Below are 21,465 nucleotides of genomic sequence, written 5' to 3'. Positions count from 1 at the left end.
GTTTTAAATCGCCGAAGCTACGCGCTCAATGCGCGGTTGGTTTCGTGTCCAGGGCGGACGAATTAGCGCAAGGCGGTATTCATCCTCCCACATCGGCGGCGGACTGAAGCGAAATGCTGGTTGTGTCCCCCAGGATGCAATGAAACGCCGATGCTTTGCATGCGCCCCGGAACAAATGCCCGCTTGCACAGTTCGAGCCATGCAGCGGTCGACCCCCGCGCTGCAAGATCGGTAGCCCGATCGCCCGCGCCGGCCCCTCCCACGGCGCGGGCTTTCGTTTGAATTCACGCTATCGGGGTTGGAGTCGCTCCGCCGTTGTCGCGAGCCGGCTGATATACGCGCTGTCCGGGGCTCGCGGGATGTCGGCGACACTCGGCATTCGCGCAGTCCGGCAGGTCAGCCGATGCACGGGAACAACGCGGCACTGTGATGGTTTGGTGGCCTCGGAAGGTGGCAGAGAACGATGGGCAAAAACCCCAAACAGCACGCAAAATCCACGGCGGATCGCGAAAAGGCGATCGAGGCGCTCTACTTCGCGCGCAAGTGCGGCCTTACGAAGGAAGAGGCACTCAAGATGCTCAGGGAAGCCCCGATCGGGATCGATGATGAAGCCGAAGAGCGCTCCGGCAGTTAGAGGCGACCGCCAATCGCGCATCGCAGCCGGCCGCGGCGCATGATCTTCTTCACTTCCGATACGCATTTCAACGATCCGCGCATTCTGCGCCTCGACCGGCGTCCCTTCGCCTCGTTGGTCGAGCATGACCAGGCGCTGGTTGCGTTTTGGAACGAAACGGTTGGCCCGAACGACGAGGTCTGGCACCTCGGCGATTTCGCCAAGGGTCCAGCCGAGACCGTGTCTTCACTGCTGTCGTCTCTTAACGGGTCCAAGCACCTGATAATTGGCAACAATGATGGCGCTGCCACCATTGGCGACCCGGCCTGGGCGAGCGTGCACCACTACATGGAGCTTCTTGTCGAGGGCAGCTTGCTGGTTCTGTGTCACTATCCTTTTCGCACCTGGAACCAGATCGGCAAGAGATCGGTAAACCTGCACGGTCATTCGCACGGTCGTCTGAAGCCGATAACGCGCCAGCATGATGTCGGCGTCGACGCATGGGGGTTTCGTCCGGTAACCTTTGCTGCCATTCAGGCCAGTCGCCGGCGGGGCTAGCTCGGCAGAACGCCGGGCGAGCGAAGGTCTCAGCTTTGCGGGATTCGAGCCGACGAGAGGCCGTCTGTAATCCTGCCGGGCCCGCAACAACGCGACAATCCTGGTTGGGCGACTTCAAATAGGAGAACTGCTTCATATATGCGGTTTTCGCGGTACGCGGACCGCGCCACACCATCAGCTTGAGCGTGGCGAAGTCTTACGGAAGCCCCACCGGCCGTCGCAGCGCGAGATCGAACGCATCGCCTGAGCTCAGCACGTGAACCCTCAGATCATGAATCGAAAGGGCGGCATCAGGCTCACCTTCCGCGATGTTGGAATGGGTCACGCCGGCTGCGTCGACCAGATAGACAGCGCCGCTGCCAATGACCTTGAACATCTCGCCCTTCACCACGATCGCGGTGTCTTCATCAATGCCGATGCCGAGGACGCGCGGGTTCTGCGACACCGCCCCGATGAGCCGCCCAATGCGGCCACGTTCCGCAAAGTGCTGGTCGATAATGACGTTCGGCAGCAGGCCCAGTCCCGGCGCCATGCGAATGTGGCCGATCCGAAAGGACGCTGCGTTCGGCCCCTTCACCATCATTGTGTCGCTCATGACCGACGCGCCCGCGGAGGTGCCGGCAATGACGCCTCCGGCTTCATAGATTTCGTGCACCCGCTCGTCGATGGGCGTGTCGCCGATCTGGCTGGTGATGCGGAGCTGGTCGCCGCCGGAGAAGAACACCGCGCTCACGTCTGCAAGCGCACTTATTTTCTTTTCATGAGCTGCCTCGAGGCGGTCGTTGACGTAGAGCTCGATGACATCCTTGATGCCCAGCTCACCGAAGGACCTCTGATACTTCTCGAGATAGCCATCCGGCTCATGAGACGCGATGGTGGCAAGCACCAGGCGGCCGTTCGGAACCAGGCTCGCCACCTCCTTCAAGATGACACGATCGCCATCATGGTCCTCGTGGCCGCCGATGATGACGAGCGTTCCGGCTTTACCGTTCGAGGATCGTTTTTTCTTCTTGTCGGTCATTTGCCCACGTCTTTCTTGCGCAGGAAAACGTGCGGGTGGTTGTCCTCGCTGGTCATGAAAGCGACTGCGAACTCCCTGCTGTTATGCGCCCATCCAGACACGCCGGTCGCGGTAAGCACGATGGCTCCGGCTTCGCCGCCGATCGCCTCGACTTCCTTGAGCGCGGGATTCAGCACCTGCTCCAGGCCGCCTTCAGCCTGTCCCGAAGACAATGCCTGCCGCGCCGAGAGTGCCTGCATGACACGGGCCGCGAGAGCCTTTCGCGCGATATGCTCACCGTCTCCCGAGAAGGCGACGGCTCCCAACCGGTTGTCGGCATAATAGCCGCAGCCGGGTTGCGGAGAATCCCCCACACGACCGGGAGCACTGCCGTCCAGTCCGCCGGTCGAAGTGCCCACGGCGATGTCCCCGTATTGATCCAGGGCAACCTCACCGATCGTATCCTTCGCCTCAGACTTGCTGGAGGCGTCGCGCTGCTGCGGCGTGATCAAATCCGCCGGATCGCAAAGCTCCAGCTGCTTGTCGGCGGCGAAACGCCGGGCTCCCTCCGACGCCAGCAGGATCGGCTCCTCATGCAGCATGGCCTTGGCGACACTGATTGGATGGCGCACGCCCTTGATCACTGCGACGGCACCTACATTGAAGTCCCTGCCCTCCATCAGGCCAGCGCACATCTCGACCTCGCCGTCCGAATTGAGGGCACTTCCATATCCCGCATTGAATGTCGGGTCGGCCTCGAGGACGCGACCGGCAGCTTCCACGGCATCGACCGCCGTTCCGCCGCCGGCCAGGACGGCCCGACCTGCCTCGAGCGCCTCGATGCATCCGTTGCGATGCGCCTCCTCCTCTTGCGGATCGATCTCCTTGGCGCCGCCGTGCAGGATCAGCGACCACATCAGCCAGCCCTCAGATGGCGAATATGGGTCTGATCGGGCCCTCCCCTCGAAGGCGTCGCGCCTCCGAAGCCGGTTACCTGCCGCCACACGGCTTCAACGTCGTCGACGGTCAGCACGACAAGGTCGTTTTCCCGTGCAAGCCTGAGACACACGTCGACGGCCTCCTTCTCGGGACAGACGGCGTGAATGCGGCCTGGGGCGCAGCCGGCGTTCAAGGCACCTTCCCGCAGCAAGCCGGCGATCGCTCCGGGGGCTCGGCCGCGCAGCTCCTGCTCATCCTCCTTGAAGACGATGACGTCGAATATCCGCGAAGCGATCGCGCCCATCTCGCGTATATCACAATCGCGGCGGTCACCGGGTATGGCGACCAAGCCGATCGTGCGCTGATAGCCGCGCCTCATGTGGGAAACGAGCTTTCCGAGCGCCTTCAGCCCTTCCGGATTGTGCGCATAGTCGACGATCGTGCGGAAACCATGCCCGTCGAAGACGTTGAGGCGACCGGGAGATTGCTCGAACGAGGTGCCAAACTCGGCCAGCGCCGCCCGGATCGTTGCCGCCGGAACGTCGTGGCAATGCGCCATGGCGACGGCTGCCAGGCTGTTGGCAACGTTGAATTCGGCCGAACCCTCGAAGGTCGCGGGAATTTCGTCGACGCTCATCAGGAACATCGATTCCCCATCCTCGTGGATGAAAATGTCCCAGCCGTCGCTGCTGGGCTCCCGCGTCACGGCGCGGCCGCCTTCCGCCAGGTGGCTGCGCAAGAAACCGGGCCACTCGCTCCTGCTCGCCAGCGAGAAGTAGCAGGTCCTGCCGCCGGCATCGCGCGACATTGCGGACGTATGGACGTCGTCGGCATTGAGAATGCTCCATCCGCCGCGGCGGACGGACTCGACCACGACCGATTTCACCTCCGCCAGGTCCTCGATCGTGTCGATGCCCCTCAGCCCGAGATGGTCGCCGTGGACGTTCAGCACCGCGCCAACATCGCATGCATCGAAGGCAAGCCCTTCGCGCAGGATCCCGCCGCGCGCACATTCCAGCACCGCGACATCGACACCCGGCTCGCGCAGCACGATCCTGGCGCTCTGCGGGCCTGAGCAATCGCCTGTGATGATTCGTTCGCCGTTCAGGTAGACGCCGGTGGTCGAGGTGAGCCCGACGGTTGCGCCATTCGCCTGCAGGATGTGCGCCAGCATCCGGGCAGTGGTCGACTTGCCGTTGGTTCCCGTGATCGCGAAGATCGGAATCCGGCCGTCCTTGCCGCCTTTGAAGAGAAGATCGAGCACGGGCCGTGCGACGTTGCGGGCGCGCCCCGACGAGGGTTCGAGATGCATGCGAAAGCCAGGACCGGCATTCACCTCTATGATGCCGCCGCCGGTTTCGCTCACCGGCCGTGAGATGTCGGGACAGACGAAGTCGATCCCGGCAATGTCGAGACCGACGATCTGTGCCGCCCGCCTGGCGATCAGCGCGTTTTCGGGATGGATTTCTTCCGTTCGGTCGATCGCGGTCCCACCGGTGGAGAGATTGGCGGTGGGCCGCAAGAGCACCATTTGACCCGGCGCCGGAACGCTCGCCAGGGTGAGCTGCGATTTTGACAGGAAATGCTCGACACATTCGTCGATCTCGATGCGGGTCAATACCGAGGAATGGCCCTCTCCCCTTCGTGGGTCGCGGTTCGTCTCCTCGACGAGCTCGGCGACAGAACTCCGGCCATCGCCGACCACATGGGCCGGAACCCTCTCGGCAAGCGCCACGACCTTTCCACCGATCACCAGGATCCTGTGGTCCGAGCCGACGAAATGCTGCTCGACGATAACGCTGCGGCTGTATTCTCGCGCCTGTTCGAAGCCCCAGCGGACCTCGTCTTCTGTTGCCAAACCGATGTTGACGCCGCTTCCATGATTGCCATCGAGTGGTTTGGTGACCACGGGGTAGCCCAGCCGTGCTGCCGCCGCGACTGCGTCCTGCGCCGATCGCACCAGCTCCCCGCGTGGCACCGGCAGGCCGGCCTGTTGCAGCAGGAATTTGGTCAGGTCCTTATCCGAGGCGATCTCGGTCGCAATCTCGGAAGTGAGGTCGCTGCAACTGGCGCGGATGCGCTTCTGATGCTTTCCGTGACCAAACAGCACGAGGCTGCTGTCGTCGATCCGCGCCGCCGGAATGCCTCGCCTCTCGGCCTCGCGCACCAAGGAAGCAGTCGTAGGCCCCAAGGCACGCTCGGCGGCCAGAAGCTTGAGCTGCTGCAGCCTGGCTGCGAACTCGAATGGCCCCTGCGTTTCCGCAATGTCGCCGAGCCCCTCGACACCATGCAGATTGGCCGGCAGCAGGCTGTCCACCAGTTCGAGCGCGACGCGTCCGGCGAGCAGCCCGACAAGCTCATCCTTGTAGGCGAACATGACGTTATAAGTGCCGGGACTGCCTTTGACCGACCGTGTCTTTCCTCGTGTCACCCGGTGACCGAGCATGCTCTGCAGTTCCAGGGCGACATGCTCGACGACGTGGCCGAGCCAGGTTCCTTCCTGCATGCGGCGGACGAAGCCGCCGGCGGCGCCATAGCTACAGCCATGGCCCGCAAGGCCGGGCAACAGTCGGACCATTTGTTCGGAAAACCCAGGCAGTTTGTCTGTCGGGAACGCCTCAAGTGCTCCGAGGTCGATCCGAATCTGGACCATTGGCGTCATGCTATAGAGGTGCGGCCCGCGAAACACGCGGGCGTCCACGACGCGGATAGGGCGAAAACGCGAGGCGCCCCGATGAATTTCTTTGTCCGACATAGTCCGTTTCTCCTGACTAACTCCGCAACATCCGGAGGATCGGTTAGTTCCCGGCCTTTCAGCCCAAATATTTTTGCAGGAGAGAGAAACAAAAGTGGCCGTTAACATATGTTGGCCCAAGAACACCCTCTGGTCATCTCGGCCACGTGCGGTCGCTGTTCTGAGGGCTACTTATCTCTCGCCAGGCATTCGCTCCTCTTCACAAGCATTCGCCGGGCACACCGCGGCCGTTGAGCTAGTGCCCGGCTTTGCTCATGGCGACCCATTGTGCGGGTGCAGCACTGAGGCATTAATCGGCACGCCTTCGGCACCCGGGAACATTTCCAGACGCGTCAGGTTTGGAACCATCCTTGCACCGGAACTACAGCCATGCAGAGTCGAAAATCGGTGAAGGCCGCGCTTGTCAAGGAGATCGACGCGGTCCGCCTTCGTATCTCGCTGCTTGAAAGCGAGTTATGCAGAGATGGCAGACCCAGGCAAATTGGATGGCGTTCAGGATACGAACTGAACGCCCACAAAGCCCGCCTTGCTCGACTGGAGACCGTGCTTGCCCACTATCCGTCGGCACCGGCGGCCCGGGCATCGAAACAGCAACAGCTTGAGTTGCGCGCAAGGCAACCAAGTAATTTTGGGGAAACGCCATGGCTGACAGACCCTCAATCAGAACTCCGCTAGCTCGAGTGCGGGGCCTTGGATCGGCGAAACACGGAACCGAAACGTTCATGCTGGAGCGGCTGACATCTGCTGCCCTGTTGATCCTTGTCATTTACATCGTCGCGGTCGTTATAATGCTGGTCGGTGAGCCTCGAGACGCCGTCCTCAGCGTCGTAGGATCGATCTATGTCGCGCCAGCCCTTATTGGCTTCATTCTCGTAAGCTGCGTTCACATGCGGCTTGGAATGCAATCGATTATCGAAGATTACTGCCATGCCACGGTGCTCAAATCGCTTCTTCTGATCGCCAATTGGTTGTTCTGCTGGTCAGTCGCGCTCGCAAGCTTGTTCGCTGTGCTGTTAATCAGCTTCAGATAGCGATCCGGTTCCCTGCTGCAGCCAGCGTCTGCCACCGGCAGGCTGAAGTTTGCCCTCAGCGGGGAACCGGGCTGGGCTTGCGCAAAGGAGTTCGACAACCCAGCCTCATCTGATTTGCGGCAGCCTGTCCCATTGATGGAAAGGGGGTGGAGAGGTCAACTCCCACTCCAATGTGGTAGCTCCTGGCCCCCACGGGTTCATGCCGGCGGCTCTTCGCCGGTAGAAAGCTTCCAAGATGCCGAAGAGGAAAATCACGACACTCGCGGCCGACAGGTACGATCCATACGAGGACACCATGTTCCAGCCGGCGAATGCGTCGGGATAGTCGACATAACGACGCGGCATGCCAGCCAATCCAAGGAAGTGATGGGGGAAGAAGACGAGGTTCACGCCGACGAAGGTCGTCCAGAAATGGACCCCAGCCAGAAGCGGGTTGTAGAGATATCCCGTCATTTTCGGAAACCAGTAATACCAGCCCGCGAAGATGCCGAAGATCGCTCCCAGTGAAAGTATGTAGTGGAAATGCGCGACGACGAAGTATGTGTCGTGCAGTTCACGGTCGAGGCCGGCATTTGCGAGTTGAACGCCCGTCACCCCGCCTACGGTGAACAGGAATATGAAGCCGAGGGCCCAGAGCATCGGCGTCCGCAGGCTGACCGAACCGCCCCACATGGTTGCAATCCAGGAGAACACTTTTATCCCGGTCGGCACTGCGATCACCATCGTGGCGAAGGTGAAGTAGCGCTGCGTGTCGAGGCCTATCCCGCTGGTGTACATATGGTGGGCCCAGACGACGAAGCCGATCACCCCGATCGCCACGATTGCGTAGACCATCCCGAGATACCCGAAGATCGGCTTTCGCGAGAAGGTCGAGATCACCTGGCTGACGATGCCGAACGCCGGCAGGATCATGATGTAGACTTCCGGGTGGCCGAAGAACCAGAAGAGATGCTGGTACAGCAGCGGGTCGCCTCCGCCGTCCGGCGCGAAGAACGTGGTTCCGAAATTGCGATCGGTCAGGAGCATGGTGATGGCGCCGGCCAGCACCGGCAGGGCCAGCAGCAGCAGGAAGGCGGTGATGAGGATCGACCACACAAACAGGGGCATCTTGTGCAGGGTCATCCCCGGCGCGCGCATGTTGAAGATGGTGGTGATGAAGTTGATGGCTCCCAGGATCGAGGAGGCGCCCGCAATGTGCAGAGACAGGATGACCAGATCCACGGCGGGACCGGGATGGCCGGAGGTCGACAGCGGCGGGTACAGGAACCAGCCGGTCCCAGGGCCATAGCCGCCGGGGACGCTGGGCATGAAGATCGACAACAAAAGCAACATCAATGCCGGCGGCAGCAGCCAGAACGAGATGTTGTTCATGCGCGGGAAGGCCATGTCGGGGGCGCCGATCATGATCGGAACCATCCAGTTGGCGAAGCCGCCGATCAGGGCGGGCATCACAGTGTAGAAGATCATGATCAGCGCGTGGGCCGTGGTGAAGACGTTGTAAAGCTGCTTGCCGGCGTCGATCGCCGCGTCGCCCTGGTAACCGTAGATCATCGACGCCAGTCCGGGGAAAAACTGGATCCCGGGTTGCTGCAGCTCGATTCGCATGCTCACCGACAAGAGCATGCCGATCACCCCCGCGATGAAAGCGAAGACCAGATAGAGTGAGCCGATGTCCTTGTGGTTGGTCGAAAACAGCCATCGGGTGATGCCGCTCGGCTGATGGCCGTCGAGACCGCCCGGATCTGCCGCCGTATATTCGTTCATGACCTTCTCCGCTTGAGCCGTCCGTCGCCAGCATCGAACCGTGCTGGAACTTGATTGTTCCCTCCACCGAACCGGCGGTAGGAACATTCCACGGAAGCCGCTGTTAGGTTCCGCGCGGCCGACCCTGCGCGGCTGAGGATCGACCTCCATGCTGGCGATAATTGCTGCGACCCTGGTTCTGACGACGGTGGTTGGTGGGCTGATATCCGCCTTCTGGCTCGAGGCGCGTCATGGTCTCCATGGCCCCACGCCGCCGGACATGTCGGCGCCCAGGCAACTGAACGCCCCGGCCTGGAGCCGGTGGTCCTGACATGGACGCGATCACAGCGACACTCGACCCGAGAACGCGAGCCGGCTGGCTGCTGCTCGGCTTCGCGCTCGGCGGTTTCTTCGACGGCATCGTCCTGCATCAGATCCTGCAATGGCATCACCTTCTCTCGGGCGTCGCCGATCCGGCGGGTTCCGACCTGCGCTTCCAGATCATGGCCGACGGTCTCTTCCATCTTTTCATGTATGTGCTCGCCGTCGCCGGCACGGTGCTGCTGGTGGCCGCGAGGGCGGCTGGCGCGCGGCCCGGGACCACCACGGAGATCCTGCGGCTCGCCTTCGCCGGGTTCGGCGTCTGGCATGTCGTCGATGCTGTCGTGTTTCACTGGCTGCTGGGTCTGCACCGGATCAAGATGAACAGCGATTTGCCGCTCGCCTGGGATATTGCGTGGCTGGTCATCTTCGGAATCGTGCCGCTGGTGTTGGTGCTGGTGCTGCCCAACCGCGGCGGACCGGCACGCGGTGCTTCGGCAGCGCTGACCAGCATCGTCCTGCTTGCGGGACTGGCAGCCGGCGCCGGCCCGTTCTTCAACGGTGCCGCCAATTCCATCATCGTCTTTCGGGCCGGGATGGAACCGGCGGCGATGATGCGGGCCGTTGAAGTCGCCGACGCCCATCTCAAATGGGTCGACGCCAGCGGCACCATCTGGGCGGTCGACCGCGTCTCATGGCGCGGGTTGGTAGCCCTTCACGCACGCGGCGCCTTGGTGGTCAGCACGACGCCTGTCATTGCCGGATGCCTTGCCTGGACCGATGCCGCCGGAATGAGCAGTAGGTCCAGCCAGCAGCGAGGCACTCCTGCCAGGCTATGACTTCCGGACAGGGATAGGGGAGTATCAAGCATGCAATTCGCCACCGAGAGCAGCCACGGCCGGAGCCTGACACCGCGCATCGTCGTGGTCGGCGGAGGCTTTGCCGGTCTGGAGGTTGCCAAGGCGCTCGGCAAGGCGGAAATCGGGGTGACGATCATCGACCGCCACAATCACCACCTGTTCCAGCCCTTGCTCTATCAGGTTGCAACCGCCGCCTTGTCGGCGCCTGATATCGCCGAGCCCATCCGCAAGATCCTGGGCCGCTATCCCTCGGTTCAGGTCCTCTTCGGCGATGTCACCGAGATCGGCACCGAGGCCAGGATACTGGTGCTGGCCGATGGGACCACGGTCCCCTACGACATCCTGGTCTTGGCCACCGGTTCGCAGCCATTCTATTTCGGCCAGGAGAGCTGGGCTCGGGTTTGTCCCGGTTTGAAGACCATCGAGGACGCGCGCACGATCCGGTCACGGTTGCTGCTATCGTTCGAGCACGCGGAACGGACCACCGATCCAGTCGAGCAATCCCGGCTGATGACGATCGCCATTATCGGCGGCGGCCCGACCGGTGTCGAACTGGCGGGCTCGATCGCCGAACTCAGCCGGCACACACTGGCGCGCGACTTCCGCAACATCCGGCCCGAGAAGACAAGGATCATACTGGTAGAAGCCGGCGAGCGTCTGCTCGCCGGATTCGCCCCGGAGCTTTCCAGATATGCACGTCTGCGCCTTGAAAGCCTGGGCGTCGAGGTCGCGCTCGGCAACCGGGTCGAGGCGATCGAAGCGCATCAGATCACCGTCGGCGGCCAGGTGATCCCGGTGGCCTTGACGCTCTGGGCCGCTGGGGTGGCGGCTTCTCCGCTGGTCGCCCAGCTCGGTGTCGGGCTCGACCGCGGCGGTCGGGTGAAGGTCGAATCCGACCTGCACGTCGTCGGCCACCCCGATGTCTTCGCGCTTGGCGACGTCGCACTGGTCCTCGATGGGAACGGCCAGCCATTGCCGGGTCTTGCCCAGGTCGCCAAGCAGCAGGGCGAGCACCTCGGCAAGGCACTGGCACGCCGGATAAATGCTGGCGACACGCTGCCCGCTTTTGTCTTCAGCAATCGAGGCAACACGGCCATTGTCGGCCGCCACGCTGCCGTGTTCGAATCGGGCAGGCTGAAACTGAAAGGCTGGTTCGCCTGGTCTGCCTGGGCGCTCATCCATGTCTACCTGCTCGTCGGTTTTCAGCACCGCGTTCAGGTCTCGATCCAGTGGCTCTGGCGCTACCTGACCTATGAGCGTGGCGCCCGGCTCATCGCCGAGGAGCGAGTCGAACCGGGTTCGACATCGTCGCCGGGAGCGGCCCCGAGAGAGCCGCTGCCAACCAAGGCAGACGCCGCCCCGGCATTGCACGCCCGCACTGACTAGATTGCCGGGTGCTCAGTTCGGAGACAGTGGCGATGCGGGGGTCAGCTCTGGATTCCGCCACGGCCCGTCGTCCCACGGCAGCCCGAACCTCGATAATCGAGGCGGGTGGTTCCCAGCTTGTATCCGGTGCCGGCCTGATGGATCCGGATGGCACCAACGACGTTGCGTCCCTATATGAACAAATGAACACAGGCTCCTCGAAACGGGATCTGTTGAACCCCTCCTCTTCAGAGACAGCTCGTCATGACGTCACCTGCGACTGCTGAACAACCCCCGGTCATTCAGATGGGGCTTCCTGCCCTGAGCAACAGCTATGCGCAACTGCCGGAGCGCTTCTTCGCGCAAACACATCCGAAGCCGGTATCCGAACCGCGGCTGATCCGGTTCAACCGGCCCCTCGCCGAGGAACTCGGGCTCGATGCCGACCTGCTTACCAGCCCGGATGGAGTGGCGATGCTGGCCGGCAACAAATTTCCGGAAGGCTTGCAGGCAATCGCCCTGGCTTATGCGGGCCACCAGTTCGGAAGCTTCGTGCCTCAGCTCGGCGACGGGCGCGCTCTGCTGCTTGGCGAAGTGCTGGACGTCAACGGCATTCGCCGTGACATCCAGCTGAAGGGATCGGGACCAACGCGGTTCTCGCGCAACGGTGACGGCCGCGCCGCACTCGGCCCTGTCCTGCGCGAATATGTCGTCAGCGAAGCGATGGCGGCGCTCGGCATTCCGACGACGCGAAGCCTTGCGGCGGTGCTCACCGGCGACCCGGTCTATCGCGAGGTCCGGCTGCCCGGCGCCGTCCTGACACGGGTGGCGGCAAGCCATATCAGGATCGGCACGTTCCAATATTTCGCCGCGCGCCACGACACCGAGGCGCTCAAGATACTGGCCGACTATGCCATTCAGCGTCACTTCCCACAGCTGGCGGGGGAAGCACGGCCGTACCGGGCTTTGCTGGAGGCCGTTGTCGCCGCACAGGCGGATCTGGTGGCGCGCTGGATGCTGGTCGGCTTCATCCATGGCGTCATGAACACCGACAACATGTCGATCTCGGGCGAGACGATCGACTATGGCCCATGCGCCTTTATGGACGCCTATGACCCCAGCGCGGTGTTCAGTTCGATAGACCGCGCCGGCCGCTATGCCTATGCCAACCAGCCTCGTGTCGCCACATGGAACCTTGCGCGCTTTGCCGAGACCCTGCTGCCGCTCATGAGCACGGACGAGAATGAAGCAGTGTCTGAAGCGGAAGAGGTGCTGAGGTCGTTCCAGGCCTCCTATGAGGCTGTGTTGCAGCGCGGCTTCCGCAGAAAACTCGGACTGCTGACCGAAGCGGAAGGCGACTTGCAGCTCGCTGCCGACTTTCTGGATGTGCTGGCTCGCGGCGAAGCGGACTTTACGCTCGGCTTCCGTCGCCTGGGCGATGACCTGGACGCTGCGGACGGCCAAGGCACGGCGCGGCAGTTGTTTAAGAATCCAGGCTCATTCGATGCCTGGTCGGCGCGGTGGCGACAGCGCATCGCAAGCGAAGCAGCCGACACGGCCACGCGCCGGGCAGCCATGCAATCCGTCAATCCCAAATTCATCCCCCGCAATCATCGCGTCGAGGCGATGATCCAGGCGGCGTTGGGCGGCGACTTCACACCGTTCGAGGAGATCCTGACGGTCGTCAGCCGTCCCTTCGATGAGCAGCCGGGAATGGAACGCTATGCTGAGCCGCCACGCCCGGATGAGCGCGTCCTGCAGACATTCTGCGGTACATGAGACGTTCGTGATGGTCGCTTAACATGTGCAAATGCGGAAGACCCATTAGCAAGCTATCGTCCACGGGCACTCTCGTAGGGGCTGAGCTATGACGATCATAGAATTGGCATTTGAATTGCTGGCACGGAAGCTCGTAGACCGTACCGGAATATCAGACGAAGATGCTCGAGACCTTGTCGCAGCCATGGGAGCTGACTGGTCATCGCTCGTGCGAGCAGCGAGGGCGATCAAAGAGGCTTAGGCCTTTTGACGTCGTTTTAGCTGCCATCAGCTGCAGGCAGATCGGACCAGAGGCTGCTGCCGCGATCCAGGCGCGACACCGCGCTGGTCACCGATCATGTCAGCAACGTGGTCAAGCACTGTATTTCGGTCGCCACTGAAGCCCGCTACGCAAGTCGCCGGAAGCTCGCAATAAACTGCGATAGCAGCCCAGGCTTAGGATTTATATTGCAGGCCCGCACCACTGGCGGGGCGACGCGGGCGGGCCGCTGCCGTTCCTTGAAATCCGCGTTGGGAGTCAGATTCCGTCGGCACCGAAAGCACAGGTGCTGACGAAGCAGACGGAACTTCCCCCCACGATCACGGTTTTGAGTCACGATGCCAACCCAAGGAGATGCAGATGTCGAGCAAAATGCCGCCCGTGCCGCCTGAGAACCAGAGCCAGAAGGGTCGAGGAGAAGGGCGACAGGTTAGCCACGATGATGCCCAGCACGGCACTCACGGAGCGCCGGATCCGGAGCGCCAAGGGCAGCAAGCCAACACCAAGGTCAACACCACTCATCAGGGCCGTCAGCAGGATCGGTGATCATGTCCACATCGAAGAAACACCCGAACACGATCCGGCAGGGCGGGCCAGGCGCATCGCACGAGAACGCCAGAAAACCCCTGCAGGTCAACAAACCCCCGGCGGATGAAGACCGTCGATCCAAAAGCCGAGTTTCAGGGGGTGGCGGTGAAAAGGACAGTCATCATTCGCACAATCCAGCCAAGAAGGGTAGCAACAGTTGAACCCACGGCTTTGTGAATGATTGTGCTAAAGCGCGCTGCGTGTGCATGTCATTGTCTCACAACCGAGCCTTTTTTTGAGTGACATGCATAGCCGGACCAGGGTGAGGATCAGCGAGTCGAGACGCCCGGAAAAACCGGAGGCCGTGGGCCCGCACCACTGGCGGAGCGATGCGGGCCCGGCCAAGGGTTACGGCCCTCGACCAGCAGCGAGGGGCTCGCTGCCGCATGCAGAACAAGCCCCGTAATTTCAGGTTCCGCTAATATACAAAAAAGCCGGCCACCTTTCGGCAGCCGGCCAGTTCCAACAGAACAAGGGATCGTGCACTGATGGGGCAGTGCAACGCCCGAAGTGTTTCGAGGCGACGATGTTCCACCGGAAATCCACAGATTCGCCGTTTCGATCTACATTGGCCGGATTGAAAGATCTTTGACGATCTCTCCCAAGTTCTCGCGGAGCCCGGTCCGACGTGTGGCGCCCTGTCTGCGCCTTGGCTCTCTATGCGGCCAGCAAGCTCATCTTTGAAGAATGCCCGCCGCGACTGCCGCGCGCGTCAAACACCGGCGTGCAATTGGTCGAGCGCGCGGCAGACCGGGGACGCGTCAAGTCGAGCGTCGGTCGACGTAGGTGTAGACGCCGGCCCCAATGGCGACCGCGCCGACCGTGATCACGATCGATGGCGCGCCCATCAAACTGGCAAAGACCGCCCAGATGAGGGCGATGACGATAGCGCCGAGTGTTCCCAGGATCAGTCTCGGCATTGTCTACCCCTCCACGTTCGGGCCGCCTGTGGATGGTCGTCACCCACCGGTCATGCGAAACGCCGCATGAAAGCACAGTGTGGCCCATGAGGTGAAGGGCCGCGCCGGAATACTCCGGTGCGGAAAAGATGATGCCCGCGCCGCCAAAGCCCGGGTGTTCAATAGCCAAATGGCTGGACCGGCGCCTAGCGCCTCAGCGCGTGGACTTCCGCCATGCTTTCGCCGCCCATCGGCAGGGCCATGTCATCATCGAGCAGCCGGGTGATGCGGGCAAAGCCCGTAAACGCCTTCCTGGCTGCTTCGGCCGACATTCTGCCCGACAGGGCCGCGGAGCAGCAATTCACGGCGCACTGATACACAGGCCCACGCCGTCCCAATGGCCATTTCTGCAAAAAGACCATCGCTTCGGCAACGCTATCGACTTCCTCGACGGGGTGTCCCTGCCCGCGCGCAATGCGCACGGGCGTAAAGAAATGCAAGCGGTCCATTTTGTTCTCTCCCTGGTCGGCCGCAGCGCGAACCAACCCTACTAAATTCGCGGATGGCGCGTTTGTTCCGCTTATTGCAAAAAAATCTGCGCTGGTGGGCTTGGGTTGCCGACGCCCGCTTTTGTCCGGAACGTTAGGCCGGCTGATGCATTTCGCTCTCGTGATTGCCTTGAGGGACACGTTCAAACCATGCGCATAGCCCATGTCGCCCCTTTGCACGAATCGGTGCCACCCCTTCTCTATGGCGGCACCGAGCGCATCGTTTCCTATCTGACCGAAGGGCTGGTCGAACTCGGCCATGAGGTGACGCTGTTCGCCAGCGGCGACAGCCGGACGTCGGCCAGACTGATACCAGGTCGCGAACGCGCGCTACGCCTCGATCCGCGTCCACTGAAATCGGACACGGCGGCGCATCTTGCGATGCTTGCCGATGTGAGGAACCGAGCCCACGACTTTGATATCATTCATTTTCACCTCAGCCATTTCCTGCATTTCTCGTTCTTCGAGACCATGCCGGACAAGACGGTGACGACGCCTCATGGCCGGCTCGATTATGTCGATCTGGCGCCAGCCTATGAGCGTTTTCCGCGCTTTCCGCTGATCTCGATCTCGCATAGCCAGAAGACCGGGCTTGCGAATGCCAATTGGCTGGCCACCATCCATCACGGGCTGCCGACGGGTCTCTATCAGCCGACCTTCGAGACGGCGGCAGGCGAACCATACCTCGCCTTTCTCGGCCGGCTTTCGCGCGACAAGCGGCCGGACCGGGCCATCGACATCGCCTTGCGCTCGGGCATGAAACTCAAGCTGGCGGCCAAGATCGGCGACGATGATCGCGCCTATTTCCATGAGACGATCGAGCCGTTGATCGATGGCGACCGCATCGACTATGTCGGCGAGATCGCCGAGAGTGAGAAGACTGAATTCCTCGGCAATGCCGCTGGTCTGCTGTTTCCGATAGACTGGCCCGAGCCGTTCGGCCTTGCCGCGATCGAGGCGATGGCGTGCGGTACGCCAACCATCGGCTGGAACTGCGGTGCGTTGCCGGAAGTCATCGACCATGGCGTTACCGGATTTGTCGTCGATTCTCTCGACGCCGCAGTCGCCGCGGTGCCGGCCTTGCTGCAACTCGACCGGCGAAAGGTGCGCGCCGTCTTCGAAAGTCGGTTCTCCGCCAACAGGATGGCGCGCGACTATCTCACTGCCTATGCGCGTCTCATCGGCGCCCCGGCTGAATCGAAAGCGTCGTGAACGACGGCGGACGTTCCGAGCCCGAAACAGAGATTTGTGACTGATGACCGAACTTGACGAGCGCAAGCTCGACCCTGCCGTGGCCCTTGCCTCCCTGGACGAAACCGCGCCGCGCGAGCCGCACCGGCTGTTTGCCCTAAAGCAAGGCGACTGTTTTGCCGTGGCCGATGCCTACGGCGATATCAGGGGTGCGGGCGACGGTTTCTTCCGTGACGACACCCGGGTGCTGTCGGAGTTCAGGCTCACCGTCGGCGGCCGGCAGACATCGCTGCTCGGCGCCTCCCTCAGCCAGGACAATGTGCTGTTCACCAGCAATATGACCAATTTGCCGATGCAAAGCGTCGGTGGCCGCGACATCCCGCAGGGCGCCATCCATATCGAGCGCGTCAGGCTGTTGTGGCAGGACCGGCTGTTCGAGCGCATCACCCTTTCCAACTACAGCCAGGAGCATTCGGCAATCCGCGTCTCGCTGCATTTTGCCGCCGATTTCCGCGACATGTTCGAGGTGCGCGGTTCGACCCGGCCGAAGCGCGGAATGGCGCATGCAGCGGAGATCGCGCCTGCCTCGGTGCTGCTGCGCTATGACGGACTGGACGGGCTGGCGCGGGTGTCGGCGATCTCGTTCTCGCAGCCGCCGGACCAGTTGAGCGCCGAGCGCGCGGATTTCCTCATCGCAGTGACCAAGCGCAGCAGCAAGATGCTTTACGTTGAGGTCGGCGCGGAACTGACCGAAACGCCCGACCGCGACCGCTTCCGGGCGGCCGCGGCGCGCGCCCGTTTCGGCATGCGGGCCAAGCGCCGCCATGGCGCGACGGTGCACAGTTCGGGTCGCGTCTTCAACGATTGGGTCGAACGCGCCCGCGCGGATGTCGCCTTGCTGACCACCGAGTTGTCGACCGGCCCCTACCCCTATGCCGGCATCCCCTGGTTTTCGACGGCCTTCGGCCGTGACGGCGTCATCTCGGCGCTGCAGATGCTATGGCTCAACCCCGGCCTGGCGCGCGGCGTGCTTGCCTTCCTCGCCCAGCACCAGGCGACCGAGACATCGCCTTTCAGCGACTCGCAGCCCGGCAAGATCATGCACGAGACGCGCAAGGGCGAGATGGTGGCGCTGCAGGAACTGCCTTTCGGCCGCTACTATGGCGGCGTCGATACCACGCCGCTCTACATCCACCTCGCTTGCGCCTATGCCGAGCGCACCGGCGACATGGACTTCATCGCCAGCCTGTGGCCGTCTCTCTGCGCCGCCGCCAAGTGGACGGAAGAGGCGAGCCGCGCAACCGGCTTCGTCACCTATCAGCGCGCTGCCGAATCCGGCCTTGCGAACCAGGGCTGGAAGGACAGCTTCGACTCGGTCTTCCACGCCGACGGCCGCATTCCCAAGGGGCCGATCGCGCTGGTCGAAGTGCAGGGTTATGTCTTCGCCGCCTTCAGGGGCCTTGCCGCTCTCGCCCGCCGCCGGGGCGAGTTCGCGCAGGCCGAGCACTGGGAAAATCGCGCCGAAGAGATGCGGATCGCCGTCGAGCGTGATTTCTGGCTGGACGATCTCGGCTTCTATGCGCTGGCGATCGACGGCGCCGGAGAGCCGTGCAAGGTGCGCACGTCGAATGCCGGACACCTGCTCTACGTCGGCCTGCCCGAACCGGCGCGGGCTAAGATGGTCGCCGACCAGTTGCTTTCGGCCTCCTTCCACTCCGGCTGGGGGGTGCGAACGCTTTCCGACGATGCTGTGCTGTTCAACCCGATGTCTTACCACAATGGTTCCATCTGGCCGCATGACACGGCGATCTGCGGCGCCGGCCTGGCGCGGTTCGGCGAGCGTGACAGCGTGGTGCGGCTGATGAGCGGCACGTTCGAATCCGCCGTGCACTTCAACATGCGGCTGCCGGAACTGTTCTGCGGCTTTACCCGCTCGCCGGGTGAAGCGCCGATCGCCTACCCCGTCGCCTGCCTGCCGCAAGCGTGGTCGGCAGGCTCGGCCTTCATGCTGATGCAGGCGTGCCTCGGTCTGGAAATCGACGGCTGGAACGGCGAAATCCACGTCAGTCGACCCCGTTTGCCGATCGGCATCGATACGCTGACGCTCAGGCATCTGGGTGTCGGCGAAAAGAGGGTCGATCTTACCTTCCAGCGCGTCGGCGACCGCGTCGTCGCCTTTCTCGCCGACCGCCATGAAGGGCTGGTTCCGCTGATCGTGCGGACATGATCTGAACGGCCTTCAACGGGAACCGAACCCAGGGTTTGTGCGTTGCGAAAAACACAGGTTCTCACGGGCGATCGTCGCTGCGAACACTCAAATCGAACCATGAAGAAAAAGGCCCTGACGGCCAAAATTGAGTTGGAATTGGAATGACTGATCATGGCATGGCCCTGCTCTGGGTCTTGATCCTTGCAAGCCTTGGCCTTTCGATTCTAGCCGTTCTGTTATCGATCTCCAGGCAACGTCGTAGCCATAGCTTGACGGTTGCACCGACTGCCGGCGAGGACGTCGCATCGGAAGCGACGCGCAAGGTTTTGCGGGAGTTCGAGAAGAATGGACAATCTCCCGACGCGGCGCTGGTGAACTGGTCGCCCGACACCTTGCGCAAGATACTTGCCGACGACCTGCCGGACGCGCAGGTCATCGTCGTCTCGAACCGAGAACCCTATATCCACAACATCAAGGACGACGGCGTCGAGCTTCTGGTGCCGGCCAGCGGCCTAGTGTCGGCGCTTGAGCCTATCACCCGCGCCTGCAGCGGCACCTGGATCGCCTATGGCGGCGGAACGGCGGATCGTCTGACGGTCGATAGCAACGATCGGGTTCAGGTGCCGCCGGACAATCCGTCCTATACGCTGCGCCGCGTGTGGCTGAGCGACGACGAATATCAGGGCTACTATCTCGGCTTTGCCAATGAAGGGCTTTGGCCGCTCTGCCATATTGCCTTCACCCGGCCGGTCTTCCGTGCCTCGGACTGGGAGGCCTATGAGGCCGTCAACCGCAAATTCGCCGATATGGTGGTTGCCGAGGCGCGCAATGAGCGGCCGATCGTGCTGGTTCAGGATTACCATTTCGCGCTCCTGCCGCGCATGATCCGCGAGCGCCTGCCGGAGGCGATCATCATCACCTTCTGGCACATCCCGTGGCCGAACTCCGAAGTGTTCAGCATCTGCCCATGGCGCGAACGCGTTCTTGATGGACTGCTCGGGAGCTCGATCATCGGCTTTCACACCCAGTTTCATGCCAATAATTTCACTGAAAGCGTAGACCGGTTCCTGGAAAGCCGCATCGAGCGCGCCGACGCCGCGATCTCGTATGGCGGGCGGACGACCCTGGTGCACGCCTATCCCATCTCCATCGAATGGCCGGCCGAACTCCTGGCCAAACTGCCACCGGTCGAGGAAAGCCGCGCCCGCCTGCGTGAGCGGTTCGGCCTGTCGGCGGACGTCAAGCTGTGCGTCGGCGTCGAGCGCCTGGACTACACCAAGGGCATCCTCGACCGCTTCCATGCGCTGGACGAATTGTTTACGCGCCACCCCGAGTGGATCGGCAAGGTAGTGTTCCTGCAGATTGCTGCCCCAAGCCGCGGCACGCTGCCGGCCTACCAGCAACTGCACGATGAATGCATGCGCTATGCCAACGAACTCAACCAGCGCTACGGTCATGACGGGTACAAGCCCGTGGTCATGGTGGCTGAGCACCATTCGCAGCAACAGGTCTATGAGATCTATCGCGCCGCCGACATCTGCATGGTCACCAGCCTGCATGACGGCATGAACCTCGTAGCCAAGGAATTCGTCGCCGCGCGTGACGACGAACAGGGCGTGCTGTTGCTCAGCACATTTGCCGGCGCGTCGCGCGAACTGCTGGAAGCACTGATCGTAAATCCTTACGACGCGGCGATGATGAGCCAGGTGCTGCTGCAGGCGCTGACCATGTCACCGGACGAACAGCGCGAGCGCATGCGCCCGATGCGCGAAATAGTGCGCGACAACAATGTCTTTCGCTGGGCCGGCAGCATGCTGCTCGATGCGGCGCGCCTGCGCAAACGCGGCGACCTCGAAAGAGCGACTAGTGTCGCCGAGCGGCCCGCAAACACCGACACCAACATCGTCTCGCTGTTCGACCGCATGCGGAAGGTGGCGTCATGAATAGCCTGTCAAAAGCACCGGGCCTGCCAACCGCACCCGACCTGCCGGAAGGACAATGGGCGCTTTTCCTCGATATCGACGGCACGTTGCTGGAGCACGCGGCGCACCCCGACGCCGTGTCCGTAAGCGACGAACTGCGCAACCTCCTCGGCGTCGTCGATGAACGGCTGGACGGCGCTGTCGCCTTTATCACCGGCCGCTCGGTCGAAGGCGCCGACCGCCTGTTTCATCCGTTGAAGCTGCGTGTTGCCGGTCTCTATGGGCTGGAACACCGGCTGACGCCGGACGGCCCGGTCGTTACCGCCGATGCTCCCGCCGATATCGCTGCCCTTGCCGACGCCATCGAGGCCGAACTGGATGACGGCCTTGTTCATATCGAGCGCAAGGGTCCGATCCTCGCCATCCATACGCGTGCGGCGCCGCATCTGCTGGCCAGGGCAACGCATCTTGCCGAACAGGCATTGACCGAGCTTCCCAAGGGCTATCGGGTTATCCCGGGCAACGCCGGCGTCGAACTCATGCCGCTCGAAGCAGCCAAGGGCGCTGCCGTGCGGCGTTTCATGGCAATCCCGCCCTTTGCCGGACGGCGGCCGGTCTTTCTCGGCGACGACACCGCCGACGAAAACGGTTTCGAGGCGATCAACGAGGCCGGCGGCATCTCGATCCGGGTCAAGCCGCGTGGGCCGACCGTGGCCCAATACAGGCTCGATGATGTCACCTGCGCGATAGCTTGGCTTGCCGCCAATTTCGACGCATCACCGGCCCTCAACCGCAAAGCGTCCTGATCCCTGCCGTCTGCGGGTCGAATCAAGATCGCCGCGATTGCGCCGACCTTCGCCAAAAGCCGATCGATAAGCGCTGTTC

At 62.6% G+C, this 21,465-nt stretch carries 18 protein-coding genes; 12 read left to right on the top strand and 6 right to left on the bottom strand.

The genetic code is table 11. The annotated features are described in order from the left end of the window. Positions 1 to 463 precede the first annotated feature (463 nt). Complete coding sequence (locus NLY44_RS07270; protein ID WP_023806124.1) at positions 464 to 634, top strand: hypothetical protein; 171 nt, start codon at positions 464 to 466, stop codon at positions 632 to 634. 39 nt (positions 635 to 673) lie between these two features. Further along, positions 674 to 1,171: a hydrolase gene (locus NLY44_RS07265; RefSeq protein WP_023806123.1), complete on the top strand. Its 498-nt coding sequence runs from the start codon at positions 674 to 676 to the stop codon at positions 1,169 to 1,171. Between the two features lie 196 nt (positions 1,172 to 1,367). Here the strand turns inward: NLY44_RS07265 and NLY44_RS07260 are convergent, their stop codons facing one another. From NLY44_RS07260 to cphA, 3 genes are read right to left on the bottom strand one after another with little or no spacing between them, the layout of a single operon-like run. Beyond that, positions 1,368 to 2,192, bottom strand: a complete 825-nt coding sequence (locus NLY44_RS07260) for a cyanophycinase (RefSeq protein ID WP_023710470.1) — start codon at positions 2,190 to 2,192, stop codon at positions 1,368 to 1,370. Next, positions 2,189 to 3,088 carry an isoaspartyl peptidase/L-asparaginase family protein gene (locus tag NLY44_RS07255; RefSeq protein WP_023806122.1) on the bottom strand — a complete coding sequence of 300 codons (900 nt, stop codon included), beginning with the start codon at positions 3,086 to 3,088 and terminating at the stop codon, positions 2,189 to 2,191. The genes NLY44_RS07260 and NLY44_RS07255 overlap by 4 nt, the downstream gene beginning before the upstream one ends. Next, positions 3,088 to 5,865, bottom strand: a complete 2,778-nt coding sequence (gene cphA, locus NLY44_RS07250) for a cyanophycin synthetase (RefSeq protein ID WP_050588928.1) — start codon at positions 5,863 to 5,865, stop codon at positions 3,088 to 3,090. The genes NLY44_RS07255 and cphA overlap by 1 nt, the downstream gene beginning before the upstream one ends. 641 nt (positions 5,866 to 6,506) lie before the next feature. Here cphA and sdhD point away from each other — a divergent pair. Then, positions 6,507 to 6,896, top strand: a complete 390-nt coding sequence (gene sdhD, locus NLY44_RS07245; RefSeq protein ID WP_031356152.1) for a succinate dehydrogenase, hydrophobic membrane anchor protein — start codon at positions 6,507 to 6,509, stop codon at positions 6,894 to 6,896. A 105-nt stretch (positions 6,897 to 7,001) separates the two neighbouring features. Here the strand turns inward: sdhD and ctaD are convergent, their stop codons facing one another. Then, positions 7,002 to 8,660 carry a cytochrome c oxidase subunit I gene (gene ctaD, locus NLY44_RS07240; RefSeq protein ID WP_023806119.1) on the bottom strand — a complete coding sequence of 553 codons (1,659 nt, stop codon included), beginning with the start codon at positions 8,658 to 8,660 and terminating at the stop codon, positions 7,002 to 7,004. 311 nt (positions 8,661 to 8,971) lie between these two features. Between ctaD and NLY44_RS07235 the strand changes: the two genes are divergently transcribed. From NLY44_RS07235 to NLY44_RS07215, 5 genes are all read left to right on the top strand, one after another. Beyond that, a complete protein-coding gene (locus NLY44_RS07235; protein ID WP_023806118.1) occupies positions 8,972 to 9,799 on the top strand; it encodes a DUF2243 domain-containing protein in 828 nt (275 codons plus the stop codon). 30 nt (positions 9,800 to 9,829) lie between these two features. Beyond that, a complete protein-coding gene (locus NLY44_RS07230; RefSeq protein WP_023806117.1) occupies positions 9,830 to 11,206 on the top strand; it encodes an NAD(P)/FAD-dependent oxidoreductase in 1,377 nt (458 codons plus the stop codon). A 285-nt stretch (positions 11,207 to 11,491) separates the two neighbouring features. Then, the gene (locus NLY44_RS07225; RefSeq protein WP_023806116.1) at positions 11,492 to 12,964 is read left to right on the top strand and encodes a protein adenylyltransferase SelO; all 1,473 of its coding nucleotides are present in this window, start codon (positions 11,492 to 11,494) and stop codon (positions 12,962 to 12,964) included. Positions 12,965 to 13,583: 619 nt separating this feature from the next. Further along, positions 13,584 to 13,769, top strand: coding sequence for a hypothetical protein (locus NLY44_RS07220; RefSeq protein ID WP_023688550.1), 186 nt, complete (start codon positions 13,584 to 13,586; stop codon positions 13,767 to 13,769). Between the two features lie 2 nt (positions 13,770 to 13,771). Beyond that, the gene (locus tag NLY44_RS07215) at positions 13,772 to 13,972 is read left to right on the top strand and encodes a hypothetical protein (RefSeq protein WP_081725396.1); all 201 of its coding nucleotides are present in this window, start codon (positions 13,772 to 13,774) and stop codon (positions 13,970 to 13,972) included. A gap of 600 nt (positions 13,973 to 14,572) precedes the next feature. On the opposite strand, the gene NLY44_RS07210 is transcribed toward NLY44_RS07215, so the two are convergent. Together NLY44_RS07210 and NLY44_RS07205 are read right to left on the bottom strand one after the other, a co-directional pair. Next, positions 14,573 to 14,731 (bottom strand): hypothetical protein, encoded by a 159-nt coding sequence (locus NLY44_RS07210; RefSeq protein ID WP_023672685.1) that lies wholly within the window; start codon positions 14,729 to 14,731, stop codon positions 14,573 to 14,575. A 185-nt stretch (positions 14,732 to 14,916) separates the two neighbouring features. Further along, positions 14,917 to 15,219 carry a DUF982 domain-containing protein gene (locus NLY44_RS07205; protein ID WP_023688551.1) on the bottom strand — a complete coding sequence of 101 codons (303 nt, stop codon included), beginning with the start codon at positions 15,217 to 15,219 and terminating at the stop codon, positions 14,917 to 14,919. A gap of 189 nt (positions 15,220 to 15,408) precedes the next feature. Here NLY44_RS07205 and NLY44_RS07200 point away from each other — a divergent pair, with 189 nt between their 5' ends. From NLY44_RS07200 to otsB, 4 genes are all read left to right on the top strand, one after another. Next, the gene (locus NLY44_RS07200) at positions 15,409 to 16,470 is read left to right on the top strand and encodes a glycosyltransferase family 4 protein (protein WP_023672687.1); all 1,062 of its coding nucleotides are present in this window, start codon (positions 15,409 to 15,411) and stop codon (positions 16,468 to 16,470) included. A gap of 43 nt (positions 16,471 to 16,513) precedes the next feature. Continuing rightward, positions 16,514 to 18,676, top strand: coding sequence for an amylo-alpha-1,6-glucosidase (locus NLY44_RS07195; RefSeq protein ID WP_023806115.1), 2,163 nt, complete (start codon positions 16,514 to 16,516; stop codon positions 18,674 to 18,676). 143 nt (positions 18,677 to 18,819) lie between these two features. Continuing rightward, a complete protein-coding gene (locus NLY44_RS07190) occupies positions 18,820 to 20,601 on the top strand; it encodes an alpha,alpha-trehalose-phosphate synthase (UDP-forming) (protein WP_023806114.1) in 1,782 nt (593 codons plus the stop codon). Beyond that, the gene (otsB, locus tag NLY44_RS07185) at positions 20,598 to 21,386 is read left to right on the top strand and encodes a trehalose-phosphatase (protein ID WP_023672690.1); all 789 of its coding nucleotides are present in this window, start codon (positions 20,598 to 20,600) and stop codon (positions 21,384 to 21,386) included. The genes NLY44_RS07190 and otsB overlap by 4 nt, the downstream gene beginning before the upstream one ends. Positions 21,387 to 21,465: the final 79 nt, after the last annotated feature.

The organism is Mesorhizobium sp. C089B (assembly GCF_030323125.1).
Classification (GTDB): domain Bacteria; phylum Pseudomonadota; class Alphaproteobacteria; order Rhizobiales; family Rhizobiaceae; genus Mesorhizobium.
This window is presented reverse-complemented; position numbering and strand designations above follow the sequence as displayed.